Consider the following 18004-nt stretch of genomic DNA (forward strand, 5'->3'; position numbering starts at 1 on the left):
CAACTTATTGCTGAGCCAATTCTTCTTGGGTGGTTTGCATAAAATCAGCGCAGTATGCCACTAAGTGGTGGACGGTACTTGGTAGTTGCTCAATATCTATGGCATCAATTAAGTTTTTTACTTCTAAGCCGAGCTCTGTATCTCCTTCAATTTTTAAACGACGTTGAAAAAATAAGGTGTCTGGATCTTGCTTGCGTCCAGCGATCAATATTAGGTCATTTCCGTTAGCACTAAAGCTTACATCTTCACTGTGCTGACTAGCTAACATCTCCTCTTTTGATGCCATAATTAGCTTGTTGTTATTTACACTTAACCACCAAGTTAGCCCTAAATCGTTAATGGCAATTTTTAACCACTTGCCTGTTAAAAATTCAAAGTCACCCTCTGCGAGTGCTTCAGCAAAAACTGAGCTTAATGTAGGTAATAACGCTGCTTTTTGGGCTCTAAAAGGTAACAACCCTAAACTGGGTTTCAATATCTTTGGCATTGCTGCTAGCAAGTTTGCCCGTAATGACAAAGGAAGTTTTTGTAATGGCTTAACATTAAAAGCCGTCTGAGGAAGTGAAGGTAAATTTAGCACGGGTTTGGTTAACTCTTCTGCTCAACATAGTACAAAGTGTAACAATCAGTAGAGAAACTTCGCTGGGCTAGATCAAGTTTTCTTTAATTCATATCAATAAACTAAAGCTCATAAAACCATAGACTAGCCAGCATGTAGTACTTGCATTGTTCATAAGGAATTTTTTGTGGAGTTATTGTGCCCAGCAGGCAATTTACCTGCTTTGAAAACAGCGATAGATAATGGCGCTGATGCGGTTTATGTAGGATTAAAAGATGATACCAATGCCCGCCATTTTGCTGGTCTTAATTTTAAGGATGGTAAATTAGCAAAAGCAGCAGATTATGTGCATCAACGAGGAAAAAAACTCCATGTGGCCATCAACACTTTTGCCCACGCTAATGGTGAAGAACGGTGGAAGAAAGCGGTAGATAATGCTGTTGCCATGGGTACAGATGCGCTAATTATCGCTGATTTAGGCGTATTAGAATATGCTGCGACTAAATATCCTGATGTTGAACGTCATGTTTCCGTGCAAGCTTCGACTACAAATCTTGAAGCAATAAAATTTTTTAAAAACAATTTTGCGGTACAGCGCGTTGTTTTACCACGGGTATTATCGGTGCAACAAGTGCGTCAATTAGCGAAAAATAGTCCTGTACCTTTAGAAGTTTTTGCTTTTGGCAGCTTGTGTATTATGGCTGAAGGACGTTGTTATTTATCCTCGTACATGACAGGCGAGTCGCCAAATACAGTTGGTGCTTGCTCTCCAGCAAAGTATGTTCGTTGGCAAGAAACTGAGCGAGGATTAGAGTCTAGGTTGAATAATGTTTTGATTGATCGATACCAAGCAAATGAAAATGCAGGATATCCTACTTTGTGTAAAGGCCGGTTTGACGTTGATGGTGATGTTTATCACGCATTAGAAGAGCCAACCAGTTTAAATACGCTAGAGCTCATTCCCGAATTAATGGCGATGGGCATAGTTTCAGTCAAAATTGAAGGTAGGCAACGAAGTCCAGCTTATGTAGAGCAAGTTGCAAAAACGTGGCGAATGGCAATCGATCGCTACGAACAAAATCCTGAAAATTTCACGGTAGAAGGTGCTTGGATGCAAACGTTGGCGAATCTATCAGAAGGGGCTCAAACCACGCTCGGGGCTTATCATCGTAAGTGGCAGTAATGTTCATTACTTAATATCTATCGAAAAATTAAAATTAACGTGTGAAAGGTGTAGGAAAAATATGAAGTTCTCTCTAGGCCCAAATTTATTCTTTTGGCCCAAACCTCAAGTTGAGCAATTTTACCAACAAGCAATGCAATCTAGCGCAGATATTATTTACTTAGGTGAAACTGTCTGTTCAAAGCGTCGAGAATTAAAAGCTAAAGATTGGTTAGCATTAGGGCGTGATATTGCAACTAACACGAATAAACAAGTGGTTATCTCAACGATGACATTACTTGAATCACCAGCTGAAATTGTCACGTTAAAAAAGTTATGTGGTAACGGTGATTTTTTAATTGAAGCAAATGACTTAAGTGCCGTGCAAATTATGCATGAGTTAAACTTACCTTTCGTCGCAGGCCCAGCCATCAATTGTTATAACCTATCAACGCTAAAAATATTATTAAAGCAAGGCATGATTCGCTGGTTAATGCCTGTTGAGCTTTCTGGGGATTGGTTAAGGACTATCTTGTTGCAAGCTGAGGATGAAAATATTCGTGATCAATTTGAATGTGAAGTATTTTCATGGGGTTACTTACCGTTAGCTTATTCGGCGCGTTGCTTTTCTGCTCGCTCAGAAGATAGACCAAAAGATCATTGTCAGTATTGCTGCATCAAGTATCCGCAAGGACGAAAAATGAATTCTCGAGAAGGTGAGCAAGTATTTGTGCTTAATGGCATTCAAACTATGTCTGCTTACCAGTATAATCTAATTAATGAAGTGAACCAGCTAAGTGACATCGGGGTCGATATTGCTCGAATTAGTAGTGACAATGAGCAGGCTTTTAGTCAATTAGATAAATTTAGACAACAGTTAATTACGCCGCAACAATATGCATTAGATGAAGTTAAAGAATGTAATGGCTTTTGGCATAAAATAGCAGGCATGTCAGTCGCGTAAACTGTGTAAAATACTATAGAGAACATTATGTATACCTTAGATTTGAACCAAATGAGCCCCAATGAGTTTTTAGCGGCTTATTGGCAAAAAAAGCCTGTTGTTATTCGTCAAGGTTTTAAAAACTTTGTCGACCCAATATCTATCGATGAGTTTGCCGGCATTGCGATGGAAGAAACGGTGCAATCTCGCTTAGTTTCCAAAAAAGACGGGCAATGGCACGCAGAATTTGGCCCATTTGAAAGTTATGAACATTTGGGCGAGCGTGATTGGTCGTTAGTTATTCAAGCACTTGATAATTTTTCAGAAGAAGCGGCAGCGCTTATTGAGCCTTTTCGTTTTTTACCTCACTGGCGTTTAGATGATCTTATGGCAAGTTTTGCTACAGCTGGTGGGGGAGTTGGCCCACATGTCGATAACTACGACGTGTTTATTTGCCAAGGCTCAGGTAAACGCCATTGGAGAGTAGGTAACAGAGGCGAGCATACCGAAGTTATTGCCCACGAAGCTTTATTACATGTAGCACCTTTTGACGCTATTATCGATGTTGAGTTAGAGCCGGGAGATATCTTATATATTCCCCCAGGCTATCCTCATGAAGGGGTAGCATTAGAGCCTTCAATGAGTTTCTCTATTGGTTTTCGTGCAAACTCGTCAATTAGTCTGTTAAGTGGTTTTGCCGATCACCTTATTGATAATGACCTCGGCGGGCAATTACTTGAAGATCCAAACAGGCAAGTTATTAATAATAGTGGTGAAGTATCTCATGCAGATTACATTAGCATTAAGCAGCAATTACAAAATTTGCTGGATGATGATACTGTTTTTAATGACTTTATCGGCAGCTTTTTAACCAGTCCCAAGCATGAATTAGATTTAATGCCAAGTGATGAGCCGTTTGCGCAAGAAGAAGTTAGAGAATTATTGTCAATACATGCCATCAAACGATTAGGTGGATTACGTGCCTTTTACTTCGAAGATACTATAGAAAAAGGGATCTGTTATATAAATGGTCAACAAATAAGCTTTAATCCTGCTATCGCCCCTGCCATTAAACTGCTTTGTGATAATGTTGTTATTAGCCCTAATGAATTAGCAGCCTGGCGTGATAATAAGGATTTTGTTGCCTTAATGGTGGAGTTATTAGATCAAGGGTATTGGTTCTGGACTGAAGTTGAATGATTTTTGTACATAATGTCAAAAAGCTTTACAGTAGGGGAGGATTATTTGCTAATAAATCAACAAAAACAACTGTTTATAATGTTGGCTTGATTTGTGCTTTTAACTGGTAAGATGTATCTTTAACAACTACAGGATTTAAGAATGACCTCTAGAACTATTAAACTAGCCTTTGCTGCATTAACTTTTATTTGCGCTAGTGCAAATGCGACATTGATGACCTATGAAAACCGCGATTTAGACCATGACGCACCAGCACATGGTATTGATAATTCTGATTACGCACAATCATGGGCTGATCAAACATTTGGTTCTATTACTTCAACTGAAATTACAGAGTTTGCAGGTGTAAATCCTGGTAATGACAGCTTCAGCCATTTACAAATTGATTTAAGCTTAGATCGTAACAATGCTAGCTGGACGTTTGATATAGGTCTTGATGCTGGTTTTGGTGCTGCGGTATATCTAGATGGTGTGTTACAAGCAAGCCGTACTGATGATTTATGGTGGGCAGGTAACTGGAATCACTCTGATGTACTTTCTGTTTCTTTAGATCTAGTACGTGATAACAAAGTGATTGATATTTACTGGGCTGAACACTGTTGTGATGGACCAAGTGCTATTCGTTTTACAAACGATGCGAACCAAACATTAGCTTTAACTGTTGCTAACCTTGATGCTTCAAGTATTCCAGAGCCTACAAGTATCGCGTTAATCGGTTTAGGTTTACTTGGTTTAGTTAGTCGTAAACGTTTTTCAAAATAATAACATCGGCGCTTTAATTAAAAAGCACTTACTGTTAGATATTGTTTGATAAAAATCCTGCCATTAAGCAGGATTTTTTTTGCCTAAAAGATCTAGTCAAAGCATTGATTGTTTAGCTTGCTTAGGCATAATGTCGCCATCTATTTTTTATCACTTGTCATATTATGCGTTTAGATAAATTTATTTGTAAAAGCACTGAACTTACACGCAACGAAGCTAAAAAGTTACTGAAAAGTGGTGAAGTTCGAGTTAATGGCGAAGTGGCTAAAAACCCAGCCATGCAGGTTCATGAAAATAACGCCATTACTGTTGATGGACAAAAACTTACTGCGCGTACATCTCGTTATTACATGCTACACAAGGTGGTGGATTCTATTTGCTCGAATGTTGATGAGGTTTATCCGTCCGTTTTGCATTTTCTCGAAGTTGATAAAGCTTTTGATCTCCATATTGCAGGCCGTCTTGATGCGGACACAACGGGCTTAGTATTGATAACGGATGATGGACGATGGTCACATAATGTTATTTCACCTAAAAAAGCGTGCCAAAAAATTTATAGAGTCTGGCTTAGAGATGCTATTAATTTTAATGACTCCGCTAGGTTAATTACACAGTTTAAAGAAGGTATACAGCTACAAGGGGAGAAGTCTTTAACGCGACCAGCAGAGTTAAAGTTAGTAATAACTGATACTGTTAGTGAAGATGAAGTTAAGGAAGTGTTATTGACCATTACTGAAGGCAAGTATCATCAAGTTAAGCGAATGTTTGCGGCCGTTGGAAATAAAGTTGTAGCCTTACATAGAGAGCAAATAGGTGATATTAAGCTAGCTGATTTACCCGCAGGAGAGTGGCGAGAGTTAACAACAGCAGAAATTGCGCAGTTTCGTTAATTTTAGTTGAACTAGCTTGCTATAAATTCATATAGAGGAAGCTATTTTAGATACAAAAAATGGCAAGTAAACCAATCATCTGATACTTGCCATTTTTAAGTTTTTACAAAATAGCTTTTTTACAGCCTATCAAGTAAGGCTTGAGTGAAATCGGTTGTACCATGTGTACCGCCTAAGTCACGTGTAGTGCGATCGCCAGTAGCTATAACATCAATGAGTGCATTTCTAATTTTTTCCGCTTTATCGCTCATTTCTAAATACTCAAGCATTTGCAAAGAAGCTAGAATCACCGAAGTTGGGTTTGCTAGATTTTTACCTGCAATATCGGGTGCGCTACCGTGAACTGCTTCAAAAATGGCACAATCTTCACCAATGTTGGCACCTGGAGCCATCCCTAATCCGCCAACTAAACCAGCACAAAGATCTGATAAAATATCACCGAATAGATTAGTCGTTACAATCACGTCAAATTGTTCAGGATTCATAACAAGTTGCATACAGCAGTTATCAACAATCATTTCTGTTGATTCAATTTCTGGATAGCGATCTGCTACTTCACGAGCCACTTTTAAAAATAAACCTGAAGTAGACTTTAAAATATTCGCTTTATGAACGGCTGTTACTTTTTTTCTACCTTCTTTACGCGCAGTTTCATAGGCAAATGTTAATATTTTTTCAGCGCCTTCACGGGTAATAATACTCATTGCTTCAGCTTGTGTACCGTCATCAGAAGTGACTTGGCCTGCGCCTGAGTACATGCCTTGGGTATTTTCACGGACAGTTAAAATATCTATATTTTCGTAGCGGGCTTTGGTGCCTTTAAAAGATAAAACTGGGCGTAAATTAGCGTAGAGTTTAAATTGCTTACGTAATGTTACGTTAATAGACGTAAAGCCTTCACCTACTGGTGTGGTTAGAGGGCCCTTTAACGTGATTTTATTTTTTTTGATCAGGTCCATTGTTTCTTGGGGCACTAACTCTCCGTGGTTTTCTAGTGCCGTTAAACCTGCATCTGCATATTCAAATTTAAAATTACAACCCGCTTTATCTAGCACCTGGATGGCTGCATCAATGATGCTTGGGCCAATGCCATCTCCTGGGATCACTGTTATGGTTTGTTGAGTCATTTATTTCACCTTGTAATATTGTATAACCAGTAAAACCTGTTAATTCTCATCAGTAAATTTCTACTTGGACATGTTAAAAGAGTAGCAGGCAATTAAGAAATTATTAACACTGTTTATGCTAAGTGGTCTGCTTAGCTGATCTGTAATGATTTATAACATGTACGCTTGATGTATTCGAGTATTAAAGTTTTATAGCTTAGTTTCATTTTATAAACTATTTACATCATAGTAGAGGTAATCTTGAAGGTAAACAAGGGTACTTTAGTCTATATTTATAAGGGTTTTATAATGAAGTAACAGTTTGTTTTGCTTGGTAGTCTTCGATGATTTTCCAGTTTGATGGATAGTTATCACCTAAACCAATTTCTTTTAGCATTCCATTAACAAAAAGTAGAAAAGTGCACTCATCTTGCGTTGTTATACCGTCAGATTTTACGTGTTGTGTGCGGTAGAACATCACTTGGAAACTATCGTTAGCCACTTTTTTGGCTTCAGTAATATCAGGGCTACCTAATTGTTCAAGTGCTTGTTCAAAAGTAAACTCTTCTATTTTTAATTTAGCAATAAACTGACGGTTATAGGCTTCTCTATCTTCCCACATCATTTTGTCAGGGCTGTCATCATAAAAAAGTACAACCAAAATTACAAAAATACCATAAGCTGCTAGCGCGAGAAAAATGCGGGTTATTACTTTTTTGTTCATTAATAGTCTCTATGATTAAATACTGATTAAGCAATAAAGATGATAACCAGTTACTGAGATAGTTTAAAGTTTTTGTTAGTTATTCATCATGCTTTTGCTAAATATTATTAGCAACAACACCCTTTGGATCTTCACTAGTTACTTTGGTTAAGCGTATATCTTTTAAGTTAAAGCCTAAAGGAATATTTTGCTTGAAGGTGAGGAGTTTTCTACTGAGAGTTATTTGCTCTTCACTGTCGGCCAGTTTCTCTTTTATGGCGGGTTTAACCTCTTCATTATTAACGATTGCACTGAGCGAACCATATTGGTTTAGCAAGTTGGCTGCAGTTATTTGCCCTATGCCAGCAACACCGGGTATTTTGTTCGTACTATCACCTGTCAGTGTCCATAAATCGATTAGTTGTGATGGTTTGACATCAAATTTATTTTTGACATGTTCTTCATCTAAGTAGCGGCGATTAAAATAATCATATACGCCTATATTATTACTGAGTAAAGAAAGAAAGCCTTTATCAGTTGATACTATGGTGACTTGTTGGCCGTGAAGCGCCATTTTAGTTGCCAAGGTTGCAATTAAGTCGTCAGCTTCGTCTTCTTCAGAGACTAACGAGTCAACACCGTGCTGCATAAAAGCATCTTGAATATTCTCAAGTTCGTTGGCTAAATGTGCGGGCATTTTTTTGCGACCTTTTTTATAGTCAGGATATAGCTTGTATCGCCAACAGGGTAACTGACTATCAAATACCACAAGGGCATGAGTTGGTTGCTGAATGGCTAAAATATTCTCTAGTGCTTTTATGCAGGCAGTTTGGGTGTTAAACAGTACCTGTTTTTGGGTTTTTTCAGCGAGCCCATTTTCGATTTGAGTTTTACTTTGAATAAAAGGACGCTCTTGTACAGCATAAATACGTCGGATTAGATTTAAAGCATCTATCAAAACTAAATGAGCTGACACTGATTACTCCTGCGTGACTTGATAACACGGAATGTATTCACTTCCCGGTAATTTCATTCTTTGTTGACTGACAAAAGAAGAGAGTAACCTATCCATCAATTTCATGATACTAGGATCGCCTGAAATCTGGAATGGGCCATGTTCTCTAATTGCTTTAATGCCATTTGATTTAACATTACCCGCAACTATACCTGAAAATACTCGACGCAAGTTTGCCGCCAATTCAGCGGTAGAAAGCTCATGACTAATACTTAAAGCAGACATGTTTTCATGTGTTGGCTCAAAAGGGGTTTGAAAATCATCGGTTATTTCTAATGACCAATTAAAATGGAAAGCATCACCCGTTGTTTTGCGATTCGCTAAAACTTGCTCAACACCTTCTGTCATTGTTTGAGCTACTTGCTCCGCATCATCAATAATTATTTTATATAATTGTTGAGCCTTCTCGCCTAAAGTTGCTCCAATAAATGCATCTATTTCTGAAAAATATTCACTCGCACTACTTGGTCCAGTTAAAATTATGGGTAAAACTTGCGTTTGGTTATTTTCGTTTAATAAAATACCTAAAATATACAGAAGCTCTTCAGCAGTTCCTGCGCCACCTGGAAAAATAATTAAGCCATGAGATATGCGTACAAAGGCCTCCAAGCGTTTTTCTATATCAGGCATAATAACTAATTCATTGACAATAGCATTAGGTGGCTCAGCGGCAATAATACTGGGCTCTGTTAGCCCTATATATCTACCAGATTTATTGCGCTGTTTAGCATGACCTATAGTTGCACCTTTCATTGGGCCTTTCATTGCACCAGGACCACAACCTGTACATATATTGAAACTACGCAGGCCAAGCTCATAACCTACTTCTTTTGTGTATTTATATTCATTGTGTTTAATAGAATGACCGCCCCAACAAGTCACGATTCTTGGCTCAGTTTCAGGCAAAATAACATTTGCATTGCGTAAAATATCAAAGGTGGCATCGGTTAATGTGTTGGGTGCACACTGTCTATTTTGGTAACGATTATTAATGTATAAAATATCACGGAGCACAGCTGATAAATGCTCTCTAATACCACGAATGATTTTTCCGTCAACAAAGGCATGTTCAGGGGGATTTTCAAGATCAATTTTCACCCCTCGCTCTATACGAAGTACTTGAATATTGAAATCTTTATGTTGCTGATAAATGACTTCTGCGTCATCAGAATGGCTACCAGCATTAAGCACTGCCAATGAGCAATTACGATATAAATTATAAAGCTCACTGGTGGAAGATTGTTGAAGTTGATCTACTTCTGCTTGTGAAAGTAAATTCATAGAACCAACAGGATTAAGCTGAATATGCATAACGACTTCCTTATGGGTTGGTGATTAAGGGAACTTATTGCAGGTATACTACTTGATTTTTTCCTTGTGCTTTGGCTTTGTACATTGCTTCATCAGAACGCTCAAAAGCTAGATGAATATTGTCATCATTTTTAATGTGGGTTACTCCCATTGATAAAGTAATACTCACTTTGTTGTCTTTAAATTTAAACGGTAACCGAGCAATATTGTTGTTTAATTTATTTAACTCTTTTATTAGCGCATCTTTTTTAATATTGGAGTAAATAAGGACAAACTCTTCACCGCCATAACGGGCAACAAAAACATCGTCACCGACATTCTTTTGAATGGTATTGGCAATAACTTGCAGAGTTTTATCGCCAGCAGTATGGCCATAGGTATCATTAATACCTTTAAAATTATCAATGTCAGCTACAACCAAGGCAAAATCAAAAGGTTGATGATGAAATCGCACCATAGCTTTTGTGAAGTAATCATCGAAAGCTGCTCTGTTACTTAGTTTAGTTAATGCGTCTTGCATACTCTTACGTTGTTGTTCTGCGAGTTTTTCTTCAAACTCCTGACTTTGTATTTCGAGTTTTTTAACCTTTTTAGCCATATCGTCAAGTTGGTTTGCAAGGGCTTTTTGACTTTGTTGTTCAAACTTAGACTTTTGCTCTATGGTGTTAGCAATAGTTTGCAGTTTCGAATTGATATCTACTTTAACTTGCTCTAATGACATCGCTTTTTTGACTGAGTCAGTCATGTCAAGCAATTGGCCTTGTAATTTTGTATTGATTTTGTCGTTTGCAACTTGTGATTTTTTGCAAGTTAATAACGTCTTTTTAACCGCGTCTTGAACGGTAGTTAGTGTGTCACTTAATGACGTTAAAAACGTTTTGGCACTATCACGCTCATTTTTTAAATCAGCAACAATAACATCAAAAATTTCAATGAAACGATGTAAAATATCTTCATTAGAAGTTTCACAAATAAGTTTTTTATTAATCGCTAATAATTCTTTTGTATGTTGAGTTGATAGTTGTAACTGACCTAAACAGGCTGAAATTTTTTCAATCAAGTCGCTATTAACATCAGCGACTTTACTATCGCTTATATCATTAGTAGCAGTGACTTTTGGCGCTTGATTTGCGCCTAACAAACCGCCTTTAGGGATCTCATCCTTTGATTTAAGTGAAAGTTCATAAAGCTCAATTAGCTGAGAAAATAAAGGGATGTATTGATTAAGACTATCTTTAGTCGTTTCTGTATCTTTTAATAATGCACGTAATTGACGGCGAAGATTATCAGGTAAGCCATTTACTTTTTGTAAGTTGATACCTGAATTATTAAACTGTTGATGAACCTTGGTTATATTTTGTTCATTGGTTATGGTATGACGTTGTAATAACTTGTTTATTTCAGTTATTTTTATTTCAACATCAGACATTGGCGCTGAGTTACCCAATAGGCCTCTTAACTGAGCTAATCGGTTATCGAGTTCTAGGTTTAAGCCTTTTGATACATGGGATAGTTTATTAATAAACTGAATGAGCAAAGTTGACTGGGCATGCAATTCTTCTTCAAGAGATGTTTTCGACTCTATTGCTGCATTAAGCTTGAGCTTTAATGCTTTAATTTGATCCACAGCAACAGTTTTAGTATTCATATTAAAAGCAAGTCCTTATCCAATAATTATCTTTGCCTGAAGATACGATGACGATAGTAGTCTTCTAGAGTAAATTTACAACATAATCAAAGGTATTGTTAGTCAGTTTTGTAAAATACCTTAATTATTTTACTATTATTTTACTTGAATCCATTTCACAGGGTAAACTGTATACAATTTGCATAGTTTGAAAAAGCTATTCTTATATTTAATTACCTAGACTAATTATTTTTTCTGTAATTTACTTTATCTAAGGAAGTTTAGTTAAAAATGACTAAAATAGCGCGTTTTATTTTACCTATCTTAAGTATTCTCTCGATTTTATCTGTTAACGCATTTGCAAAAGGGCAACCGAAGGTATCTGTGACGATTGATATTGAAAAGCCACAGCATCACTATGCCCACATAACAATAGTTAATGATAATTATGCTAGTGACCAGGCGGTTTTTAAGTTACCAACATGGCGAACTGGACGTTATGAAATTTTAAACCTTGCCAATGGTATTAGAGAGTTTTCAGTAACAGACGGACAAGGTCAGAAGTTAAACTGGCAAAAAATAGATAAAGATAGTTGGCAAGTCAAAGATACGCTAAATAAAAAAGTAATTGTTAGTTATCAAGTTTATGCTAATCAATTAGGTAAACGTACGCGTCATATTGATGATAGTCATGCTTTTATTGATGCATCGGCGGTAGTTATGTATAGCGACTTAACTCGAGATCATAAACATATTATTGATTTAAATGTGCCGGCTACGTGGCGTAGTGTCTCAGGATTACAAGCTGGCGATAATAGCCATCAGTTTATTGCGCAAGATTATGATGTGTTAGTAGACTCGCCAATCGAAACAGGTATTAATGAACATTATCAATTTATGGTTGATGGCTTAGCGTATGAGTTAGTTATTTGGGGAAAAGGTAATTATGATAGCGAGAAAATAGTTAAGGATTTAACGGTTTTAGTACAGCAAAGTAAGCACATCTGGCACGATTATCCTTTTAAGCGCTATGTGTTTATGGTGCACGCTACAAATGGTGAAAGAGGGGCAACTGAACACTTAAATTCAACTATTATTCAAACGTCCCGCTTCAACTTTTCAGCGAGAAAAGATTATTTACGCTTTATCTCTACGGCCGCACATGAATTTGTTCATACGTGGAATGTAAAACAGTATCGCCCGAAAGGGTTAGTTCCCTATGATTATCAACATGAAAATTACTCAACGCTTTTATGGTTAAGTGAAGGCTCAACTAGTTACTTGCAAAATCACTTGTTATTGCGAGGAGAATTGATGTCGAGTAAAGAGTTCTTCGAAAACCTAGCAAAACGTATTACCGGTTATTTGCATAAACCTGGAAGAGAAAGCCAAACCATCGCAGAAAGTAGTTTTGATAAATGGATTGGGGAAGGTGGTGATTATGATAAAAACCACAGTGTTAATATATATTCTGAAGGTTTTTTAATATCTTGGTTGTTAGACTTCTCTATTATTGAAAACACTGAACTTGAGAAGAGTTACCGAGATGTTCATAGTGTTTTGTATCAAGAATATAAAATACCTAAAAGCTTTGATGAAGAAGATTTACTAAAGGTTTTACATAAGGTTACAGGTAGGGACTATACTGATTGGTGGCAAGATAATGTACATGGTTATGCTAAGCCAGACTTTGAGGAATTACTGGCTAAAGCGGGATTGGTTATGTCATATGGCGAGGAAGAGTCGTTTAAGAAAAAAGCTTGGTCAGGTATTCAAACTAAGGTAGCAACCAACGGCTTACAAATTACCGCCGTAGAAAAAAACAGCCCAGCATGGAAAGCCGGTATGAGTGTAGATGATGTCATTGTTGCTGTTGATGGGTTAAGAATGAAAGATAAAGATTTATCAACGCGTTTAAATAACTTTAAACCTAAGCATCGCATGAGTGTGACTTTTTTCCGCCGTGACGAGTTAGTCACTCGTATGGTTATCTTGGGAGAAAAGCCTAAAAACAATTTGAAAATTACGCCAATGAAAAATGCAAATGAAGAGCAAAAAGCATTTTTTACACAATGGACAGGTATTCCTTTTCCTCGTTAATTTTCTCAGTCCTTCCTTTTTTTAGACATTCTTTTCTAGGAAATTCTTTACTAGGAAATTTGATGATTAAAAATAGCTTATTAGTGGCAACTCAATAAGCTATTTTTTTGTAAGTTATTGTCTTAAGGTTCTAGCAAATGGCGCATTGCTGATATGTGTGCTTCTAAAAGGGTTAATATCTAAACCACCACGACGTGTGTACCTAGCAAAAACGGTTAACTCGTCTAATTGACAATATTTTTGTAAATCACAAAAGATTCTTTCAACACATTGTTCATGAAATTCATTATGTTGGCGAAATGAAATTAAATACGCTAACAGCACACTATGATCTATTTTAGAGCCTTTGTAATTAATATATACGCTTGCCCAATCGGGTTGGTTGGTGATCAAACAGTTGGATTTTAATAAGTGGCTAACCAATTTTTCATCGACGGTTTGGCTTTCATGGGTATTGATTTGTGCATTCACTAATAGCTGATTAGAAAACTGGTAGTTATCAATACTAATATCTTCATCATCAATGCATGTTATTGAGCTCTCGGTGTTTTTGATGGCTAAAGCAGGGCACTGTTCAACGTTAAATAACGCAACCTTTGCTGTTGTACCCGCTGTGGCAGAGAGATCTTTTGTTAGAATGGCTTGAACTTGTTGTTCATTGTCAAACTTACTTTGATTAAAGCTGTTTAAATAAAGCTTGAATGATTTTGATTCAACAATATTAGGGCTAGTGCAGTCAAAGCGAAATTCAGCTACAGCAACAACAGGCTTGCCTTTACTATTTAGCCAAGACAGCTCATAACCGTACCAAACATCTTCTCCAATAAAAGGTAAATTGTCATTGCTTAGTGCTAAATCATCTCTATTTAAGCTTCTTGGTACACCTTGAAGTAATTCTGGGTTATATTCACTGCAATATTCAGTGGTTTTACCTAAGGTAAGTGTCGATAGTGCTTTTGCATTTTGGTAAGTTGCCATAAACTTTTCTTTTGCTGTGTTAATTTTATCGCGGCTATTTTAAAGGATCTTAGTAATAGATGACATCCTCAAATACTCTTAACGTGAATAATAATTTATGCAATACCTTACAACAATTTGCTAACCAGTATATCAGTGACTTTCAACAGACTCATGGGCAGCTACCTCAAATAGAGTATGATGAACAATGGCTTTCTGATTGTGAGCAATCGAAAGTAGATAATGACGGCTTAGTTTTTTGGCGACCTGTAATTATCAAAGAGCAAACGTTAAGTTTTGAGAATGTAGAGTCGGCATTAGATTTGAATTTGCATCAAGATATTAAAACATATTTTACTACCCTTTATAGTGACGAACTTAATGCCAGCTGTAGTGAAGGTGGTTTAGCTTTATTATTTGCTTGGAATAGTGATGATTTTCAGCGTTTACAAGAAAACATTATTGGTCATATTTTGATGAAGCAACGTTTAAAGCAAGCTGAAACTATTTTTTTTGCTGTTACGGATGAAGAAGACACTATTATTTCTGTGGTGAATGATACAGGCACGGTATGGGCTGAACGTGTAGGTTGTAACCCTCATAAAAAGCTTGCTGACTCTATAGAAGAGTTTATAAGTCTATTATCACCGACAGTATAATTTTTTAATTTTTATTTTGTTGCTGTAACAGTTTGTGTATTAATAGTTTTAACTCACTGATTTCTTCTTTCATTTGAGATAATTCTTCATTCAGTAAAAGTCGTAGTGTTTCTGCTTCTGAATATGTCTCAATATTTTCTTGCTCTAAATCATTGTTATCTTTAGGTAACGAAGTAAATTCAGGATCATGTTGCCAGCCCTTTAATGTAGATATTATTGTGGGTAGCGATGCGCTTTTATTTAATTTGGCTTTGATCAAAGCAACTGTTGGCTTCGTGCCTTGATTGGCTAATTTATTAGCTAAGATTACTATTTCATCATTAATTGTCATTTTGATTAACTCCTTGCAGAACTAACTACATTTTAGTCTATATTACTAATTATGTCTTCTAGAAAAATGGATTGTTTTTCTTTTATTCTAAAAATTCAATGACTTAGTATGTTTTGTTTTTCTGGTTTGTTTTTTGCTACTTAAGGTTTAACTATTTCGTTATCTATAAATTATTAAATATTTACCCATATGGAGTTGAACATGAAAAAATCCCTACTTGCTTTATTAGTTGCTGCACCTTTAGCTTTAAGTCTATCAGGCTGTGTTATTAAGATTAATGATGATGGTATTGAACACGGTTACGGACATGAAGACAGAAGTTATAAAAATCGTAAAAAAATAAATAATATTCAATTAAGTGCAAGTATCGCTGATATGCAAACTAAATTGGGTGTTGCTGACTTTTCTGAAGTGTATACAGTGGATGATAAAACAGTACGTGTTTTGTATTACCGCACTCAGCGTAAGCATAAAGATGGCTTAACCACGAAAGATGAATGTACTTATTTAGAATTTATCAACGGGGAATTAATACAAACAGGTAATGGTGGTGAATATAAGAAGAGAGTAGCCGAGTAATACTGGTTTTATTTAGTAATAAGGTTGTATAACAAATAGTTATACAACCTTTTTTTATGGCTTAAATTCAATTTGATCCCTCTATAACCGATTATAAATATTTCTGTTTGACCTTGTTTTTATAAAACTGCTAAGGTAACTGACTATTAAAATTCCTCAAATTAATTTGGAGAGCTATATGTCTGATGCTGTAATTACTGAGAGTAACCTTGATATAAGGGCGACTTACCTTAGTGCAGAAGAGTTGAAACTTGCAGCTTCACTGCTGTTTCAAGCTTATCATGATGATCCTGTATTTCTTGAAATCTTTAACAGTGATAAAGAGGGATATGAGCAAAGATTAAGAGCTTCAATTAGAGAGGAATTAACCAGTTTCTGGCAAGCTAAACAACCTATGGTCGGGCTATATTTAGGTGAGTCTATGGTTGGGGTGGCTTGTTTAAATAGTCCTGATGATAGTGTCACTACTGATCGCTTTTGGCATTGGCGTTTAAAAATGTTACTAAGTGCAGGCTACTTCAGTACTAAACAGATGATTGAAAAAGAGAAAAAAGTGATTGCTGCGGTACCACTAGAAAAATTTCATATGCTTTCATTTATTGCCATTCACCCTTTGCATCAGCATCATGGCTTTGGACAATACTTAATGGCGGCAGTTAATACTGTTTTGGAAGAGCACGGTGAAAGTGAAGGGGTTGCAGTGTATGCAACGTCAGGCAAATTTAGAAAATTCTTCGAAGAAGTTAATTATCAATACGTTCAAGATGTTACGGTAGGGCAGGTCTCTGGTGCCTTAATGGTGTATTATCGCGATAATAATTAATCTTTCTATAAACAAGTAGTTGATTTACGGATCGCCTGTTTTGATGTTTTTAATAGTTCAGGCAGATTAACCTAAAGGAATAGCGTTGAAACCATTTATTAATGCGATAAGCACACCATTAGCTTCTATATTTGGCAGTGGCTTTTTAGTTATTGTACCAATTCTCGCTGGCGCTGTGGGTGCTAACGCGGTATTTGCCATGATAGGCGTATGCTTACTTGCTTTTATGGTTGGCGAGGTGATTCGCTTTAATATTGTGCATGTTGAAGCGGCTTTACAATCTACGCCTAAAGCATCAACGCTTTTTATTGAGAAAGTATCAGATCTCGCCTTGATCCTTGCTTACGTTATTTCTGTCTGTTTATATTTACATATTCTGTCAGCCTTTGTGTTAACCGGATTAGACTTAGATACACCCTTAAATGAAAATATATTAACGACAGTAATTATTGTCGTTATTACGTTTATAGGCTTGTTCAAAGGTTTACAGCCACTTGAAATTTTAGAAAAGTGGGCGTTGATCGTAACCTTGATTATTATTGTTTTTCTTTGCGCCGCCTTTGCTAATTTTGATATTCAGTGGTGGCAATCTGGGCAAGCGTTTATTCCTGCAGCTAGTTTAGAATACTCACATTGGCAAGTGTTGACCGTTATTGCCGGTACCCTTATCGTTGTTCAAGGCTTTGAAACAAGCCGTTATTTAGGTCATACCTACTCGAGTGAATTGAGAGTTAATACGTCACGTTGGTCGCAATATATCTCTAGCTTTGTTTATATACTTTTTGTGATGCTTACTTTACCGGCCGTGCATTTACTAAATGGTCAATATAATGACCATAGTTTGATTGACTTAGTGTCTAGTGTGTCAGCATTGTTAATTATCCCGTTAATTCTAGCCGCCGCGCTAAGTCAGTTTTCAGCAGCCGTTGCTGACATGTTGGCAGCAGCGGGGAATATATCCGAAGTTAGTAAAGAAAAACTGAATGAAAAGAAGGGGTATCTTATTGTTGGTGTTGGCGCAATTGCATTAACGTGGAGCGTTAACACCTTTGAAGTATTAGCTTTAGCTTCTCGCTCATTTGCTTTTTATTATTTATTACAATGTTTCGTTGCTGTGTCTGTAGCAAAATCCAATGTTCAAAAAAGCATGATATTGTTACTAAGTTTAATCTTAGCCTTTATTACTCTATTTGCTGTGCCAGTTGGTTAAAATATATGGTTGCCAGTAAAAAGTAATGTAAAGGGTGATATACTCGCCTTGAAAACTTATCTCATAG

General features: G+C 36.6%; 18 protein-coding genes. 10 read left to right on the top strand and 8 right to left on the bottom strand.

What is annotated here, in order from left to right; translation table 11 throughout:
- Nucleotides 1–4 precede the first annotated feature (4 nt).
- A complete protein-coding gene (gene ubiT, locus AC27GZ_RS07645; protein ID WP_487094309.1) occupies nt 5–580 on the bottom strand; it encodes a ubiquinone anaerobic biosynthesis accessory factor UbiT in 576 nt (191 codons plus the stop codon).
- A gap of 166 nt (nt 581–746) precedes the next feature.
- On the opposite strand from ubiT, the gene ubiU reads away from it, so the two are divergent.
- From ubiU to AC27GZ_RS07670, 5 genes are all read left to right on the top strand, one after another.
- Nucleotides 747–1742 carry a ubiquinone anaerobic biosynthesis protein UbiU gene (gene ubiU / locus AC27GZ_RS07650; protein ID WP_487094310.1) on the top strand — a complete coding sequence of 332 codons (996 nt, stop codon included), beginning with the start codon at nt 747–749 and terminating at the stop codon, nt 1740–1742.
- A 61-nt stretch (nt 1743–1803) separates the two neighbouring features.
- Entirely contained in the window at nt 1804–2685 is an 882-nt protein-coding gene (locus AC27GZ_RS07655) for a U32 family peptidase (RefSeq protein ID WP_487094311.1), read from the top strand.
- A gap of 27 nt (nt 2686–2712) precedes the next feature.
- On the top strand, nt 2713–3864 hold the full coding sequence (locus AC27GZ_RS07660; RefSeq protein WP_487094312.1) for a ribosomal protein uL16 3-hydroxylase: 1152 nt from the start codon (nt 2713–2715) through the stop codon (nt 3862–3864).
- 141 nt (nt 3865–4005) lie between these two features.
- Entirely contained in the window at nt 4006–4626 is a 621-nt protein-coding gene (locus tag AC27GZ_RS07665) for a CCXG family PEP-CTERM protein (RefSeq protein WP_487094313.1), read from the top strand.
- 164 nt (nt 4627–4790) lie between these two features.
- Entirely contained in the window at nt 4791–5516 is a 726-nt protein-coding gene (locus AC27GZ_RS07670) for a pseudouridine synthase (RefSeq protein ID WP_487094314.1), read from the top strand.
- A gap of 119 nt (nt 5517–5635) precedes the next feature.
- Here the strand turns inward: AC27GZ_RS07670 and AC27GZ_RS07675 are convergent, their stop codons facing one another.
- From AC27GZ_RS07675 to AC27GZ_RS07695, 5 genes are all read right to left on the bottom strand, one after another.
- On the bottom strand, nt 5636–6643 hold the full coding sequence (locus AC27GZ_RS07675) for an isocitrate dehydrogenase (RefSeq protein WP_487094315.1): 1008 nt from the start codon (nt 6641–6643) through the stop codon (nt 5636–5638).
- A gap of 283 nt (nt 6644–6926) precedes the next feature.
- Complete coding sequence (locus tag AC27GZ_RS07680) at nt 6927–7346, bottom strand: DUF3192 domain-containing protein (protein WP_487094316.1); 420 nt, start codon at nt 7344–7346, stop codon at nt 6927–6929.
- A gap of 97 nt (nt 7347–7443) precedes the next feature.
- Nucleotides 7444–8301: a flap endonuclease Xni gene (gene xni / locus AC27GZ_RS07685; protein ID WP_487094317.1), complete on the bottom strand. Its 858-nt coding sequence runs from the start codon at nt 8299–8301 to the stop codon at nt 7444–7446.
- A gap of 3 nt (nt 8302–8304) precedes the next feature.
- Nucleotides 8305–9651: a nucleotide 5'-monophosphate nucleosidase PpnN gene (gene ppnN, locus AC27GZ_RS07690; RefSeq protein WP_487094318.1), complete on the bottom strand. Its 1347-nt coding sequence runs from the start codon at nt 9649–9651 to the stop codon at nt 8305–8307.
- 34 nt (nt 9652–9685) lie between these two features.
- On the bottom strand, nt 9686–11299 hold the full coding sequence (locus AC27GZ_RS07695; protein WP_487094319.1) for a GGDEF domain-containing protein: 1614 nt from the start codon (nt 11297–11299) through the stop codon (nt 9686–9688).
- A 270-nt stretch (nt 11300–11569) separates the two neighbouring features.
- Here AC27GZ_RS07695 and AC27GZ_RS07700 point away from each other — a divergent pair, with 270 nt between their 5' ends.
- Nucleotides 11570–13378, top strand: a complete 1809-nt coding sequence (locus AC27GZ_RS07700; RefSeq protein ID WP_487094320.1) for a M61 family metallopeptidase — start codon at nt 11570–11572, stop codon at nt 13376–13378.
- 114 nt (nt 13379–13492) lie between these two features.
- Here the strand turns inward: AC27GZ_RS07700 and queF are convergent, their stop codons facing one another.
- Nucleotides 13493–14356 carry an NADPH-dependent 7-cyano-7-deazaguanine reductase QueF gene (gene queF, locus AC27GZ_RS07705; RefSeq protein WP_487094321.1) on the bottom strand — a complete coding sequence of 288 codons (864 nt, stop codon included), beginning with the start codon at nt 14354–14356 and terminating at the stop codon, nt 13493–13495.
- Nucleotides 14357–14415: 59 nt separating this feature from the next.
- On the opposite strand from queF, the gene syd reads away from it, so the two are divergent.
- The gene (syd, locus tag AC27GZ_RS07710) at nt 14416–14994 is read left to right on the top strand and encodes a SecY-interacting protein (protein WP_487094322.1); all 579 of its coding nucleotides are present in this window, start codon (nt 14416–14418) and stop codon (nt 14992–14994) included.
- 4 nt (nt 14995–14998) lie between these two features.
- Here syd and AC27GZ_RS07715 read toward each other — a convergent pair whose 3' ends face one another.
- The gene (locus AC27GZ_RS07715; RefSeq protein ID WP_487094323.1) at nt 14999–15325 is read right to left on the bottom strand and encodes a hypothetical protein; all 327 of its coding nucleotides are present in this window, start codon (nt 15323–15325) and stop codon (nt 14999–15001) included.
- A 201-nt stretch (nt 15326–15526) separates the two neighbouring features.
- On the opposite strand from AC27GZ_RS07715, the gene AC27GZ_RS07720 reads away from it, so the two are divergent.
- The 3 genes from AC27GZ_RS07720 to AC27GZ_RS07730 all read left to right on the top strand — a co-directional run bounded on the left by AC27GZ_RS07720 (nt 15527) and on the right by AC27GZ_RS07730 (nt 17937).
- Nucleotides 15527–15904, top strand: a complete 378-nt coding sequence (locus AC27GZ_RS07720; protein WP_487094324.1) for a DUF3192 domain-containing protein — start codon at nt 15527–15529, stop codon at nt 15902–15904.
- Nucleotides 15905–16082: 178 nt separating this feature from the next.
- Nucleotides 16083–16727, top strand: a complete 645-nt coding sequence (locus AC27GZ_RS07725) for a GNAT family N-acetyltransferase (protein ID WP_487094325.1) — start codon at nt 16083–16085, stop codon at nt 16725–16727.
- A gap of 85 nt (nt 16728–16812) precedes the next feature.
- Nucleotides 16813–17937, top strand: a complete 1125-nt coding sequence (locus AC27GZ_RS07730; RefSeq protein ID WP_487094326.1) for a hypothetical protein — start codon at nt 16813–16815, stop codon at nt 17935–17937.
- The last annotated feature ends 67 nt before the right edge of the window (nt 17938–18004 follow it).

The organism is Colwellia sp. SU-HH00943, assembly GCF_057546125.1.

Bases quoted from the DNA above. Each gene is read 5' to 3' on its own strand.
- AC27GZ_RS07655 (WP_487094311.1), top strand. From the start codon at position 1,804: ATGAAGTTCTCTCTAGGCCCAAATTTATTCTTTTGGCCCAAACCTCAA.
- AC27GZ_RS07660 (WP_487094312.1), top strand. From the start codon at position 2,713: ATGTATACCTTAGATTTGAACCAAATGAGCCCCAATGAGTTTTTAGCG.
- AC27GZ_RS07665 (WP_487094313.1), top strand. From the start codon at position 4,006: ATGACCTCTAGAACTATTAAACTAGCCTTTGCTGCATTAACTTTTATT.
- AC27GZ_RS07670 (WP_487094314.1), top strand. From the start codon at position 4,791: ATGCGTTTAGATAAATTTATTTGTAAAAGCACTGAACTTACACGCAAC.
- AC27GZ_RS07675 (WP_487094315.1), bottom strand. From the start codon at position 6,643: ATGACTCAACAAACCATAACAGTGATCCCAGGAGATGGCATTGGCCCA.
- AC27GZ_RS07680 (WP_487094316.1), bottom strand. From the start codon at position 7,346: ATGAACAAAAAAGTAATAACCCGCATTTTTCTCGCGCTAGCAGCTTAT.
- ppnN (WP_487094318.1), bottom strand. From the start codon at position 9,651: ATGCATATTCAGCTTAATCCTGTTGGTTCTATGAATTTACTTTCACAA.
- AC27GZ_RS07695 (WP_487094319.1), bottom strand. From the start codon at position 11,299: ATGAATACTAAAACTGTTGCTGTGGATCAAATTAAAGCATTAAAGCTC.
- AC27GZ_RS07700 (WP_487094320.1), top strand. From the start codon at position 11,570: ATGACTAAAATAGCGCGTTTTATTTTACCTATCTTAAGTATTCTCTCG.
- queF (WP_487094321.1), bottom strand. From the start codon at position 14,356: ATGGCAACTTACCAAAATGCAAAAGCACTATCGACACTTACCTTAGGT.
- syd (WP_487094322.1), top strand. From the start codon at position 14,416: ATGACATCCTCAAATACTCTTAACGTGAATAATAATTTATGCAATACC.
- AC27GZ_RS07715 (WP_487094323.1), bottom strand. From the start codon at position 15,325: ATGACAATTAATGATGAAATAGTAATCTTAGCTAATAAATTAGCCAAT.
- AC27GZ_RS07720 (WP_487094324.1), top strand. From the start codon at position 15,527: ATGAAAAAATCCCTACTTGCTTTATTAGTTGCTGCACCTTTAGCTTTA.
- AC27GZ_RS07725 (WP_487094325.1), top strand. From the start codon at position 16,083: ATGTCTGATGCTGTAATTACTGAGAGTAACCTTGATATAAGGGCGACT.